Source organism: Treponema denticola (assembly GCF_024181405.1).
GTDB lineage: Bacteria > Spirochaetota > Spirochaetia > Treponematales > Treponemataceae > Treponema_B > Treponema_B denticola_D.
Genome location: NZ_CP051302.1, coordinates 2,666,542 through 2,679,591 on the forward strand (window position 1 = coordinate 2,666,542; position 13,050 = coordinate 2,679,591).

The following is a 13,050-nucleotide window of genomic DNA, read 5'->3' on the forward strand; positions in this document are numbered from 1 at the left end:
TATACTGTAAATTATTAGGAATATCAATAATTTCTAAAATATTACTTTTGTTTTCTAGCTTCAATTTTTACAGGGTCATAAAAGCCTTCTTTCCAGTTGAAGCGTGAAGTATCTTCGAGAAAAATTCCCTTCCTGCATGAGTTTACAATGTGTCTGTACTCACTGCGTTCGATTTCCGTGTGAGAGAAATCAAGGAGGAATTTATCAAAACCTTTCTTTTCGAGGGCTCCGATGCGGTCGGTTATCGAAAAAGGTTTTTCCGGCAGCACAAATGAAGCGGACGGTGTTGAAAAAGCCTTGAAAGCCTCTCCCTCTTTATCGGAAAAATATAAAAAATCATAAGTTTTTGGAAGCGTAAATCTCATCCTAAAGAGGGCAGGATAGGCAAAAACCGGAATTAGTACCTGTTTCCTCATACCGGGGGCATAAACATCTTCAAGGTTTTTTTGAGAGTTTTCGATGGGAGATATAAACTTTAAAATATTATTTTCTTGAAGCCATTTTACAGCCCATCGGTTAAAGCCGTAAAGATAGGGGCCGGCAACAAGGTTTAGATTTTTATTTTTTAGCATTGTAATGTGAGCAGGATTGTTGATTACAAATTGAGTATACCCCTTTTCGATGAGGTTCATAAGATAGAGTTCAAGCTCATCGCTTTCGGCTTGTCCCATAAAAGGATCAAGGGAAATAAAGATTTCCCGTTTTGAGAAAGGAAGAGGTTTGCCGCTTTTTCCCGTACCGGCTAGGGTTTCTCTTGTATCTTCATTTAGGTTTATAATGACCCTCACGGGTTTGTCGGAAAGAATGGTGTGGAGACTGTTTACTGAAGATACTTGGACATAGAAGCCGTCAGGGAAGATATCGATATTGGATTTACTCAAAATCTTTTTAGTCCGTTTGTCGTCCTGTTTGTTTTTTGCTCCTTCCTTTACATTCTCATTACCGGCAGGCTTCCCTTCGGGATAGAGTTTAAGTTCGGGAAGCTTGTCGTCTCCGGGCCTTTTTCTAAAAGAGCTTAAAGTTTTGGGCAGCACCGGAGTATAACGCTTACTCATGCTTTTAGGTTGCAAAAGGTAAACGCTGTCGCCTATGCCGAAATCGGCAGGGACCTGAATCCATACTTCATCAGCCGAACCTGATTTTTTTGAAGAGGCTTTTTCAATCCTTATATCTTGAATTTTCCAGCTTTCTCTTCCGCGGTCATCCTTTGTATGGAGGCGAATCGAATCCCCAAAATCGGGAGTATAGGAGCCGCCCTTTAAAAGCACATAGTGAACCTTGCGCATGGGATCTTCCTTTGTTTTTCCTTCAACTTCTTTAATCTTAAATTGGGCTGTTTTGTCTATCGTTCCTAAAAAAATACCGGTGCCGCCCGCCTGATTCGGGTTTAATATTTCCTCAGCCTTTGACGAAACAAATAAAAAGCTCGTCTTTTTTCGGGCAAAGTCTCCAGCTAGAATGCGGCGGCCTGTTTCGACAGCTTCCTTTTTATTCTTTTCCCAGTTGTCGATTACATGGCGGTAGGCTGAAACTACCGTCCCTACATATTCCGCACTCTTCATTCTTCCTTCAATTTTAAAGGAGGAAACTCCCGCTTTTATAAGGTCGGGAACATAATCGATGAGCTGCAAGTCATGGGGAGAAAAATAATAGCCGTCTTTGTCGCCTTGAGGTGTGTGGGCTGTGTACAGTCTTCGGCAGGCTTGGGCACACATTCCTCGGTTTGCTGATTTTCCTCCGAGGTATGAAGAAAACATACAAAGCCCCGATTGGCAGACGCATAGGGCTCCGTGTACAAAAACCTCAAGCTCGCAGGAGGTGTTTAAGTTGACCGCTTCGATTTCTTTTAATGAAAGCTCCCTTGCTAAAACAACCCTTGATATTCCGAAGCGGCTTAAAGCATTTGCAGCCTTGGCTGAGGCTATATTCATCTGGGTTGAGGCGTGAAGCTTTAATTTTGGAAAGTGTGTTTTTGCCATTTGAACTATGCCCAAATCTTGAACGATGATGCCGTCGGGAGAAACGGAGTCAAGGTATTTTAAAAAGCGGTACATCTTTTCGGTTTCTTCTTCGGTTAAAACCGTATTAACGGTAACATAGACCTTTTTATTCCGCTTGTGAAGGCTGTCTACGGCTGCTTCAAATTGGCTCCATGCAAAATTGGAGGAACGCATACGCGCATTAAAAGTTTTTAAGCCTAAATATACGGCATCGGCTCCTTCGTTTACGGCAGCATCAAGGGCCTCAGTATTCCCTGCCGGAGCTAAAAGTTCTATGTTCATGTTTATACCTCTAGCCCCATTGTATCATATTTGATAAAAAAAATCAGGTAGGAAAGAAAGGCTATACCGAGACCATCGCTTTAATCTTATTCGTATCGGCTCTTAATTTTTTTAGGGCTCTCAGCTGGGTTTGACGGATGGATTCAGCCGAGATTGAATATTTTTTTCCTAAGACGGCAAAGGTGGTCGAGGTCATAGTACCGTCAAGACCGTATCGGTTTCTTAAAACATCTTTTTCGCGGTCATTAAGTATTTCCAAACACTTATTTAATTTTTCTTTGAATTCGTTATCTATAAACTCTTCTTCGGGGTTATAGGTATTACACGGAATAAAATCATACAGGTTTGCCGATCTTTCGTTATCAACAGGATCGTCTAAACTGCATATATCGGTATAATTAAACGATTTTATCTGAGCGATAATATCTACTTTTTCTTTCATTATTTCTGCAAGCTGGCTATAAGAAGGTAAAATTCCGTATTTTATTTTATAGTTTTCTTCTTCTTTGTTTACTTGGCGGATTAAGGCTTCTTTTCTTACGGGAAGTTTTATAACTTTGTCGGCAGAATTCAAGTATCTTATAAAAGATTGTTTTATCCACCAAGCTGCATAGCTTGAAAAACGGACTTTAAACGATTTTGAAAATTTAGAGGCCGCCTTCATGAGTCCCATATTACCTTCTTGAATGAGTTCCAAAATTTGGTTTTCATTTGAGCTGAACTTTTTAGCCATTTTTATTACAAGCCTCAAGTTTGATGTAACAAGAACCTCTATAGCCTCTGTATTGCCTTTTTTTACCTCATCGGCTAATTCTGCTTCTTGCTCGGCTGATAAAAGAGGATATTTTTTGCTATCCTTAATGTATTGTAAAAGCAGATTCTCCGTCATAATTTATTACCTCATAAATTAATAAGCAAAAAACGTGCTAAGATAATCAGCTTTTTAGTCGTAAATAATGGAGTTATTACAATTTTATAAAGATTTTAAATCGGAAAAGCAAATATTTAATAATTGCTGTATATTTTTGTATACATTAATATGTATACTTATGTATAACACCGTCCGCACCAAGGGCACTAAAACTTGAATCTTCCTTCTGCTCTATTATTTTTTTAGAATAAATAAGAGCTGAAAGAGAAAATTTTCCTCCTCCTCCCGGAAGGTCAACCGCAAACTGAGGACGGGATAGTCCTGAAAGTTTCGGTTCGACTCTTTCCCAAAGCTCTAAGGCCTCTTTTAAGGGAACACGGAAATGGGAGGTCCCGGCTGCAGGATCCAACTGAAAAAGATAGCCCGGTTTTATGCCCATGCAGGTAAGCTTATGAAAAAGTTTAATCAAAGTTTTTTCATTATCGTTTACACCTTTTAGAAGAACCGTTTGGCTTTGAATGGGTATACCGGCTTCAATGCAGGCATTTAAGGCATTTGTTTGCTCTGCTCCAAGCTCTGCGGGATGGTTTATATGAGGAATAAGCCATAGGGGTTTTGTTTTTTTCAAAAGATGTAAAAGTTCTTCAGTAAAAAGTTCGGGTGCAAATATCGGAGCCCTCGTGCACAGTCTTATCAAAAGGTCTTCCTTTATTGTTCTCAGGCCGTCCAAAACCTTTTCAAGCTTTTTAAAACCTCCGCTTAAAGGGTCTCCGCCTGAAACAAGGATTTCCGTAACCTGAGGCTTGCTTTTGATGTAGTCCGTAACTTCCTTTAATTCTCTGTCTCCAATATAGCTTTGAGATCTGGCGGTTAGGCCCCGTCTAAAGCAATAACGGCAATATGAAAGGCATTTTCCTGTCGTTATAAGAAGTACCCTGTTTTCGTATTGATGGACAAGGTAGGGGCTAATACAGTATTTTTGCTCGCCTAGAGGGTCGGCAGTTTCGTAAGAGCATACGGTTTTTTCGCAGTCTGAAGGCTCAACTTGGAGGCGGAGGGCCTTTGAGTCTTCGGGCTCTGCTTCGTCTATCAGTTTTTGAAAAGCGGAGGAAATTAAGACGGGCTGCTCAAAATCTGCTGTTTCAGCAGCCGAAAATTCCCTCCAATTTTTTTCGCTCATATTTTAAGTGTTTGCTCTTTAAATATTTTCGACACCGAACATCATGGCTGCCATAACTTTTGCGTCGCTTATGATATTCTTTATAAAAGCATATTCGTTGGGCTGATGGCAGCTGTCATCAAGGGAGCTCCAAACAACGGCATTAAAGCCCTTAGCTCTAAGACAGGCAGCGACCGTTCCGCCTCCTATTCCTATCGTAGAGGTTTCAATTCCTTTTACCTTTTTTACGGCAGATGAAAGAAGGCTTACAATCTTCGCATTCTTAGGTGTTGCAGGGGAAGCCTCAGGCTCATCATATTCAAACCTGATACCCACTCCGTACTTTTTTTCAACCTCTGAAGCTCTCTTTTGCATTTCTTTTAGGACTTCGTTTACATCGTAAGAAGGAAGAATTCGGCAGTCTACATAAAAAACATCGTCACCCGGAATTGTGTTTACATTCGGTACATTGGCTTCTTTTTTAGTCGGTTGGAAGGTTGAATAATTAGGCGAAAATAAATCGTCTTTTTTGTTAAAATGATTTTCCAAGTCGTTTAAGCTGAGGGCAAGGTCGCAGGCTGCAACAAAGGCGTTTTTGCCCGTGTTAGGCATTGAAGCATGGGTTTGGACGCCATTCGTAATAACCTTTAGCCAAAGGCCGGTTTTTTCGGCTATTTCTATCGTTTCTCCCTTAGGGTCGCCTCCATCTGGTACAAGAATCAAATCATTGTTTGTAAAAAGATTGTGCTTATTGAGGAGGTAAATTATACCGTATTGGGAGCCGACTTCTTCATCGGCAACAAATAAAAGCTTAATAGTATGTTCCGGGGTGATTCCCAATTTGATAAAGGCCATGGCTGCAAAAACCGAAGAAACAAGGCCTTGCTGGTTGTCTTCAACTCCGCGGCCTATAAGTTTTCCGTCCTTTTCGATTACAGTCCAAGGATCGCTTTCCCACTTGGACAGGTCGCCTGGAGGAACGACGTCCAGATGGCTCATAATCCAGAGCCTTTCCTTATCGTTTTTTCCCGGAATGGTGACAATCAGATTAGGGCGTATTTTTGAAGAAACCCTCTCATCAGGGGCATCTAAGCGTTCAAAATTGCTAAAACCCGCTTCTTTTAAATATTTTTCCAGGGCTTCACATTTTTTTAATTCTCCGTCTCCATCGGATTCCGGAGCCATGGCAGGAATGGAGGTTAAAAGCCTTTCCAATCCTATAATATCGTCTGTTTTGGATTCAATAAAATCGGTAATTTTTTTAAAGGTGCTCATTTGCCTATTCTATCAAAAAAGGTGTAAAAATACAATCGGCAGAAAATAATTAATAAAGTATTTTAGGTAAGTAGGTTGACAATTCGACTTTTTCAAAATATACTATAAATGTGCAATGTTTCTATTTGTCGATGCACAAAGTATGAGAGGTTAAAACTTGTTACAGCTGTCATTTTTGAATTTTAAAAAAGGCTCATATATTCTCATAGAAGGAAAGTCGGATACCGATCATTTTTATATTATACAAAGCGGAAAGGTGCAAGTCGCAAAGGAAGATGAGGTAGTTGCTGAAGAAGGCGGCAATGTTTTGGGGCCGGGAGACTTTTTAGGTGTTGTTTCCTGTATGTCCGGGCATACTCAAATCGAAACGGCTATTGCTTTGACCGATGCGCTTTTAATTTCAGTTCCATACGGCCAGTTCCCACATCTGATTGAAAAGAATACTTCCGTTGCAATGAAGATAATTTATTCTTTTTCAAAAAAGATGCGCTATTTGGATGAGGCCCTAACCCGCATTACTCTAAAACGGAATGTTGTAACCGGCATTTCCCATCTTTTTACAATCGGTGAATATTATTTGAGGATGTCTAAATTTGATTTGGCCCTTTATGCATATTATCATTATTTAAAGGCTCAGCCCAAGGGTGAATTTGCCGACGCAGCTCAAAAAAGGGTTATGGCTATCAAGGCTATGGGGGTAAAAATCCCTATGGAAGTTCTTGAACCTCCTACAAACCAAATGATAAGGCTCTATGACAAAGAGCACATGATTTTCTGTGAGTGTCAATCCGGAACCGAGCTCTATATTATTCAAAAAGGTCATGTAAAAATAACAAAGATTCTTGATAATAATGAAGTTTTGTTGGCTGTCTTAAAAGAAGGCGATATGTTCGGTGAAATGGCCCTTTTGGAAAATAAACCACGCTCTGCAAGTGCTATTGTTACCGAAGAAGGATGTCAGCTTTTAGCCGTAAACCGACAAAACTTTAATCAAATGGTTGCTACTCAACCTCAGCTGATTGCCCGTCTTACAACTACCTTTGCTGATAGAATTTGGGCAATGTACAAGCAGCTTGCCAATACCCTTATCAAAGACCATGTCGAAAAAATGTATGATATGCTTGCTATTCAGCTTGAAAAATCCAGAATTAAACCCGTAAAGGGCAAGTACCATACCTTTAACTTCGGCCCCGTCGAGTTGGCAAATATGTGCGGCATACCCAAAGAAGAAGTATCCGAGGCCGTTACGAAATTTTTAAAACAACCGATAGTAAGATGTGACGGATCTAAAATTTCCATAACGGACGAGCTGGAGCTTTCAAAGCAGGCCGCCTACTTTAAGAAGATGCAGGAAATTGAAAAATCCCGTATGAATGCCCGTGCAAAGAGCGGCGGATATTGGTAGAACGGAAACGTATTATGAAAAAATTATTTTTTTGTATAGTCTTTATCCTGATAGGCTTTGCTTTTTCCGAAGATGCAGAGTCCGATAAAGGAATTCTTAAAAAAACTGAAACCGAAAAAAAAGAAGAGAAGCCTGAGTTTGCCGAGCTTCCTGCCGGATATAGAGAAATAAGCCTCGGAATGAATATGGATGCTGTTAAAGAAGCCCTTTTAAAAGATCCTATATTCGGATATCGGGGAGAAAGAGATATTTCGCTTTTACCCGGTAAAAACCGAAGCCTTATTGAAACAAGGGGCTCAAGCAATATTAAAAGGGCTTGGTTCCAGTTTTATGAAGACAACCTATATATTATTATTATCCAGATGGATACCGACAAGATAGATTATTATTCGATGTATTCTGCCCTGACTTCAAAATACGGAGAGCCTTTAAGTATAGACCCAAAAAGGGCTATTTGGAAAAACGAAACCGTTTCAATGATTTTAGAGCGCCCGCTGGCAATAAAGTATATTGATTTAAAGGTATTTAATGAGCTTTTGGAAAAAAGTCAAACGGATAAGGCTTATAGCGATATTTTGCGAGAGGAATTTATAAATGATTTTTAAAAAGGTTATAATAGTATTTTTAATGCTTTGTTTTTTTGCTTCGTGCTCTTCTCAAAATAAAATGGAAACTGAAGATATCTTTATAGAAAAAATCTCAAGTGAGGAGACAGAAGAAACAAATAAAGAAACAAAAACCGAAGAATCCGTTAAGAAAAATATCGAAAAAATAAGTGTGGAACTTGCAATCACTCCTGCCCAGCAGCAAAGAGGCTTTATGGAGCGGAAGCTTATCCCTGAAGGTACGGGAATGATTTTTTTGTATAAGGAAGATACTAAGTTAAGATTTTGGATGAAGAACACGCCACACCCTCTTTCAATTGCTTTTATTGACAGCTCCGGTGTAATTAAAGAAATATACGATATGACGCCTTATAGTTTGGAAACAGTCGAAAGTACTTATTCCGTACGCTATGCTCTTGAAGTTCCTCAAGGTATGTTTAAAAGAATGGATATAAAAGAAGGCGATAAATTGACGCAGGAAACAATTTTTCTTTTAAAGAGAAAGATTCAATAATTCATTGCTGGGAGGTTACTATGAAAAAAACGGACTTTTCCATTTCTACATTGGGAGAATGTAAAATACAGTCTCCTATTATGCTATCGGAAACACACGGAGATCTGATTGCAAATTATGTTACCGATAACGAATTTATACGGTATAATTTGGATGCCTCCTTGGGTGAAACCGGAGAGCCTTTAACTCATGCCGACCTTATCGAAAAGGCCGGGCCTCGTCAAAAGATCTACTTTAGCCCTAACTATGTACATGCTGCAATTGCTACCTGCGGAGGTTTATGCCCCGGTATAAATGATGTTATAAGGGCTATAGTACGCTGTCTTTGGACAAGGTACGGAGTCCGCCGAATCAGCGGTATAAAATTCGGATATAAGGGATTTATTTCCGAATATGGGTTTTCTCCGGTTCCATTGACTCCTGAAGCAGTAAACGGAATACATAAAACGGGAGGCTCTTTTTTGGGCACTTCCCGAGGCGGAGGTACAAGGGTCACCGAAATAGTAGACGGAATCGAGCAGATGAATATCAATATGGTATTTTTTATCGGCGGTGACGGTACGCAAAAAGGAGCTCTCGAAGTTTCAAGAGAAATTGAAAGACGTAAATTAAAAATTTCGGTAATAGGTATTCCCAAAACGATAGATAATGATCTTTCTTTTATACAAAAGTCTTTCGGATTCGATACGGCTATTGCAAAAGCTACCGAATCTGTTGCCGCTGCCAATATGGAGGCCAGCTCGCAAATCAACGGTATAGGTTTGGTAAAGCTTATGGGAAGGGAGTCGGGCTTTATCGCAACCCATACGGCTATTGCCTGTCATGAGGCGCACTTTGTTCTTATACCTGAAGTCCGCTTTGAATTGGGCGGTGAAAACGGCTTTTTAAAACTTTTGGAAAAAAAGCTTATTGAAAATGGTTATGCCCTCATTGTTGCAGCCGAAGGCGCCGGTCAGCATTTAATGAATATTGAAGAAGAAACGGATGCTTCAGGAAACAAAAAACTTGCGGATATAGGTTTGTTTTTGAAAAAAGAAATAACCGAGTATTTTGATAAGATCGGGATGCATATAAACTTAAAATACATTGATCCCAGTTATCAGATTAGATCTTCAATTGCAGCTCCCATTGACTCGGTTTATTGCGAACGCTTAGGCAACAATGCGGTTCATGCCGCTATGGCAGGGAAGACCCGCACCCTTATAGGGCTTGTAAACAATAAATTTGTACACCTGCCGATTGAACAAGTTGTCTCGGAAAGAAAATATGTCAACCCTGAAAGTTCTTTGTGGCGGGATGCACTGGATGCTACAGGCCAGCCCACTATAATGATATAAACTAAAGATAGGGCGATATTTTGTAATGCAGCTTTTTATTCTTTTTTTATAAAAAGCTGCATTAGCATGGTAAAATCGTAGATTTTTTTGTAGGCTTCGACAAGCCATTCTCTTACAGGCCTTTCCGAATTTTGTTCAATTTCTTTCCAGTTTTGGATTAATTCTCGGCGAGGCCTGTCATAATCGGCTATGATTGTCTTAAAGTTATTGCCAATCACTATTATATGTTTTAGTGAAATATTTATAAGCTTAAGGGCTGTTTCGTTTACATCATTTAAAAGTTTTGCGGCCTGGCGCCCTGCTTCCTTTTCTCTTTCCATTCTGGAAAGAAGGGTTCGGAACCTTACTCCTATATCGGAGACCTCGGAAAGTTTATCGTCAAACTCTATTGTTTTGGAAGTTACCTGCATTATTGCATGAAAACTATTGGAAAAATCTGCTGTAGTGCCTGCAAATCCTCCCCAATTTCCGCGTACTAAAAATAAGTCGCATAGAGCCCGTATATCAGTTTTTACATATTCTATTAAAAAAGATTTTAGATAACTCATTTCTTCGGCATAGATATATCCCGATAATCCTCTTTTTGTAAAAGCTCGGTTTGCATCGATGACGTAGTTTTTCATGCCGGAGATGACTTGCTCCCCGAATATTTTGTTTATTAAAACCGCAACCTTTGATGATCTTTGCTCTTCGATGAGTTTATGGATAACGTTTTGGGTATTTGTTTTAATTTGTGACACGTAGGTATCGGTTACTTTTTCGGTAAAGGGGGTAGTTTCAACCGTGTAAATTATATCCTCGGTAATATGTTGGATAATATATTCGAGAGCCCGTGAGCGGCGAAGGTCGCCTAAAGCTCCTAAAAGCTTTTTCCATTGGCCTGCATGAACCGGCTGAATATTTTTATAGGTCTTTATTATATCGAAGATAAGATTCCAATCGGTGTCTATACTTAGTTGATAAAAAACCGATGCAAAATCTTTTAAGTCTTCGGAAATATATTCTCCTCTTATTGCCTGAAAGTTGGGGGTATAGTTGAAATTATTTTCGATAAAGTTGGAATCGAATTTTCGAAGTAAAAAATAATAATCGAAAAGGACAAACTGTATAAAGGCATCAAGATGTTGGTAACTTAGATCTATTTTTTGTGCTTGATCGGAATCAAGTTCACCTATAAAGGTTTTTAATTCCTTTTTTACCTTTTCGGCGAGGACTTCAGCATTTGTATTTTTTGATTGTTCTATTATTGATTCTTCGGATAAATTTTCAATTAACTTTCTTTGTTTGTCCGAAAGAGAATTCTCTACAGTAACGTTTTTTAAAACCTTTGAAGAAGCTGCTCCTGCTAAAAGGGGGCGGGCCGGGCCTACGACCTTATAAATGCTGTAAAAAAATTGTGCCGCTTGGGGTAATACCTCTTGAGAACTCGATTTATACCATTTGCTGTATCTGGTTTTTCCTATGGTTTTTGCAATATCCTTCAATTTACGCCTTTTGACGGCCTCGGGACTCTCTGAGGACATAAATAAACCTATTATTTTTTGGAAAAAACTCTCTTTTTTATGGGCCATGTTAATAATATGTGTTAAATTTGCTAATTTGTCAACCGGTACAGCGGTTCATGGAGCAAAAAATAAGTTGAGCAAAAAATAACGGTCTGTGCCAAGTCCGGCATAGACCATTATTCAAAGCTTTTTAACCTGTTACTCTTCGTCGCTTTCCATTAAAAGCTTGATGACGGCTTGTTCGTTTGTAGCCCTTAGAAGTTCTTCTCTTTTTTCTGCACTTTTGAATAATAAACTTATCTGTGCAAGAAACTGCAAGTGGGGGCCTGTCTTATCCAGAGGGGAAAGAGTCATAATAAATATTCTGGCCGGTTCTTGATCCAAAGAATCGAAGTCTACCGGATTATCTGCAATGCCTATACAGGCAACGAGATCACTTACAGAGTCCGTCTTTCCATGAGGTATGGCTATGCCATGCTTCATACCTGTAGACATCTTGCGTTCTCTATCTAAAACGCAAGCCTTTGTAGCAACCCTATCCTTTACTTTTCCGGCTTTTACAAGCGTATCAAGTAACTCATCAATAATAGCTTCTTTTGTAGTCCCTTTTAAGTGCAGATTAATGGTTTCAGGAGTTATAACATCCTTTAAATCTACAGAATCGGGTTTCAATGCATCTTTAAATTCCATGAATACATTCTAAGCCTCTTTTGAGTAAAAGTCAAGTTTTTTTTAGTTTTTTTTCAAATTTCTTTTTAATTAACAAATAAAAGCTTTTTTTCCTGAGTTTAGATTTTTGGCCGAAAGAATAGAATTAAGATAAAGATAACGAAGCCTTTATCCGGCGGTTGAAGAATGAATAATAAGAATAAATATCCGGATTAACTTGAGTTTGCCCTTATTTTATGCTATAATCTAAGGGAAAATATCGGAGGTAAAACAATGAGACGATTTAATTACTCTGAAATCAAAAATCAAAAGTGGGATTCCGGCACCATGGGTCTGATTGCTGCAATATATAAAGAAGCCGGAAAACAGGAAATGTACTTGAAACAACGTCCGAAAGAATTAGAGAGACTGGTCGAGATTGCAAAGATACAAAGTACAGAGGCATCGAATGCAATTGAAGGTATTGTAACAACAAGTACCCGTATCAAGCAGTTGGTGAAAGAGAAAACAACACCTAAAAATCGTGATGAGCAAGAAATTGCGGGTTACCGTGATGTATTAAATATAATCCACGAAAGTCTTGATGCGATTCCTCTTTCCCAAAACTCTATTCTGCAGCTCCATAAGATTCTGTATAGTCATATGAACAATCCGATGGCAGGCAGAATAAAAACTGTACAGAACTATATCAGTGTTACATATTCGGATAATCATACGGAAATGTTATTTACGCCGCTTGCTCCCTTTGAGACACCGGAGGCATTGGATAAAATTTGTGAAGAATATAACCGAGTAATTGGAAATATGGAAGTGGAGCCCTTAATAGCAATTCCTGTTTTTATTCATGATTTTCTTTGTATACATCCTTTTAACGATGGTAACGGAAGAATGAGCCGTCTGCTGACAACTCTTCTGTTATACAGAAACGGCTTTTATGTAGGAAAATATATCTCTTTGGAAGCAAAAATTGCAAAAAACAAGGATTTATATTATGATGCACTTGGTAGGGCTCAGATTGGTTGGCATGAAGGCAAAGAAGATGTTGTTCCTTTTATCAAATACTTGCTTGGAACGGTTCTTGCGGCCTATAGAGATTTTGCAGACCGCTTCGCTTTAGTAGAAATAAAACTTCCTGCTCTTGAAACTGTAAGACGTGCCGCTCTAAATAAGATTGGCCGATTTACTAAGCAGGATATTCGTGAGCTTTGTCCTTCACTGAGTATAAGTTCTATCGAGGGAGGGCTCAGAAAATTAGTATCAGCCGGTGAATTGAAAAAAGAAGGCTCAGGAAAAAACATTTGTTATTATAGATTAAAGTAATTCCCACAAATATTTAAACATTCCCTTAAAAACAAAAAGAAAATAAGGGCAATGGTTTATTGATAAGGTTAAGAATCCCCCATTTTGACAAGCAGCAAAAGGAGAAGC

The 13,050-nt window shown here is 39.0% G+C and carries 11 protein-coding genes; 5 read left to right on the plus strand and 6 right to left on the minus strand.

The features are described from left to right. Positions 1-41: 41 nt before the first annotated feature. From HGJ18_RS12400 to HGJ18_RS12415, 4 genes are all read right to left on the minus strand, one after another. Positions 42-2,282: a peptidase U32 family protein gene (locus HGJ18_RS12400; protein WP_253696885.1), complete on the minus strand. Its 2,241-nt coding sequence runs from the start codon at positions 2,280-2,282 to the stop codon at positions 42-44. A 61-nt stretch (positions 2,283-2,343) separates the two neighbouring features. Beyond that, positions 2,344-3,171 carry a sigma-70 family RNA polymerase sigma factor gene (locus HGJ18_RS12405; RefSeq protein WP_253696887.1) on the minus strand — a complete coding sequence of 276 codons (828 nt, stop codon included), beginning with the start codon at positions 3,169-3,171 and terminating at the stop codon, positions 2,344-2,346. 145 nt (positions 3,172-3,316) lie between these two features. Continuing rightward, on the minus strand, positions 3,317-4,333 hold the full coding sequence (locus HGJ18_RS12410; RefSeq protein ID WP_253696894.1) for a KamA family radical SAM protein: 1,017 nt from the start codon (positions 4,331-4,333) through the stop codon (positions 3,317-3,319). An 18-nt stretch (positions 4,334-4,351) separates the two neighbouring features. Further along, entirely contained in the window at positions 4,352-5,587 is a 1,236-nt protein-coding gene (locus tag HGJ18_RS12415; protein ID WP_253696896.1) for a M20 family metallo-hydrolase, read from the minus strand. Between the two features lie 157 nt (positions 5,588-5,744). Here HGJ18_RS12415 and HGJ18_RS12420 point away from each other — a divergent pair, with 157 nt between their 5' ends. Genes HGJ18_RS12420 through HGJ18_RS12435 form a run of 4 tightly spaced genes read left to right on the plus strand, consistent with a single transcriptional unit; the run spans position 5,745 to position 9,448 of the window. Further along, positions 5,745-6,992, plus strand: a complete 1,248-nt coding sequence (locus tag HGJ18_RS12420; protein ID WP_253696897.1) for a Crp/Fnr family transcriptional regulator — start codon at positions 5,745-5,747, stop codon at positions 6,990-6,992. A 14-nt stretch (positions 6,993-7,006) separates the two neighbouring features. Beyond that, positions 7,007-7,597, plus strand: coding sequence for a hypothetical protein (locus tag HGJ18_RS12425; protein ID WP_253696898.1), 591 nt, complete (start codon positions 7,007-7,009; stop codon positions 7,595-7,597). Further along, the gene (locus HGJ18_RS12430; RefSeq protein ID WP_253696900.1) at positions 7,587-8,111 is read left to right on the plus strand and encodes a DUF192 domain-containing protein; all 525 of its coding nucleotides are present in this window, start codon (positions 7,587-7,589) and stop codon (positions 8,109-8,111) included. The genes HGJ18_RS12425 and HGJ18_RS12430 overlap by 11 nt, the downstream gene beginning before the upstream one ends. Positions 8,112-8,131: 20 nt before the next feature. Next, entirely contained in the window at positions 8,132-9,448 is a 1,317-nt protein-coding gene (locus HGJ18_RS12435) for an ATP-dependent 6-phosphofructokinase (protein ID WP_253696902.1), read from the plus strand. Between the two features lie 35 nt (positions 9,449-9,483). Here the strand turns inward: HGJ18_RS12435 and HGJ18_RS12440 are convergent, their stop codons facing one another. Continuing rightward, positions 9,484-11,019: a DUF5312 family protein gene (locus HGJ18_RS12440; protein WP_495573977.1), complete on the minus strand. Its 1,536-nt coding sequence runs from the start codon at positions 11,017-11,019 to the stop codon at positions 9,484-9,486. 132 nt (positions 11,020-11,151) lie between these two features. Continuing rightward, positions 11,152-11,643, minus strand: coding sequence for a PTS sugar transporter subunit IIA (locus HGJ18_RS12445; RefSeq protein ID WP_002666808.1), 492 nt, complete (start codon positions 11,641-11,643; stop codon positions 11,152-11,154). Positions 11,644-11,895: 252 nt separating this feature from the next. Between HGJ18_RS12445 and HGJ18_RS12450 the strand changes: the two genes are divergently transcribed. Next, positions 11,896-12,942 (plus strand): Fic family protein, encoded by a 1,047-nt coding sequence (locus HGJ18_RS12450; RefSeq protein WP_253696908.1) that lies wholly within the window; start codon positions 11,896-11,898, stop codon positions 12,940-12,942. Positions 12,943-13,050: the final 108 nt, after the last annotated feature.

Excerpts from the sequence above, each read along its gene's own strand:
- HGJ18_RS12400 (WP_253696885.1), bottom strand. The coding sequence starts at position 2,282 with ATGAACATAGAACTTTTAGCTCCGGCAGGGAATACTGAGGCCCTTGAT.
- HGJ18_RS12405 (WP_253696887.1), bottom strand. The coding sequence starts at position 3,171 with ATGACGGAGAATCTGCTTTTACAATACATTAAGGATAGCAAAAAATAT.
- HGJ18_RS12410 (WP_253696894.1), bottom strand. The coding sequence starts at position 4,333 with ATGAGCGAAAAAAATTGGAGGGAATTTTCGGCTGCTGAAACAGCAGAT.
- HGJ18_RS12415 (WP_253696896.1), bottom strand. The coding sequence starts at position 5,587 with ATGAGCACCTTTAAAAAAATTACCGATTTTATTGAATCCAAAACAGAC.
- HGJ18_RS12425 (WP_253696898.1), top strand. The coding sequence starts at position 7,007 with ATGAAAAAATTATTTTTTTGTATAGTCTTTATCCTGATAGGCTTTGCT.
- HGJ18_RS12430 (WP_253696900.1), top strand. The coding sequence starts at position 7,587 with ATGATTTTTAAAAAGGTTATAATAGTATTTTTAATGCTTTGTTTTTTT.
- HGJ18_RS12435 (WP_253696902.1), top strand. The coding sequence starts at position 8,132 with ATGAAAAAAACGGACTTTTCCATTTCTACATTGGGAGAATGTAAAATA.
- HGJ18_RS12440 (WP_495573977.1), bottom strand. The coding sequence starts at position 11,019 with ATGGCCCATAAAAAAGAGAGTTTTTTCCAAAAAATAATAGGTTTATTT.
- HGJ18_RS12445 (WP_002666808.1), bottom strand. The coding sequence starts at position 11,643 with ATGGAATTTAAAGATGCATTGAAACCCGATTCTGTAGATTTAAAGGAT.
- HGJ18_RS12450 (WP_253696908.1), top strand. The coding sequence starts at position 11,896 with ATGAGACGATTTAATTACTCTGAAATCAAAAATCAAAAGTGGGATTCC.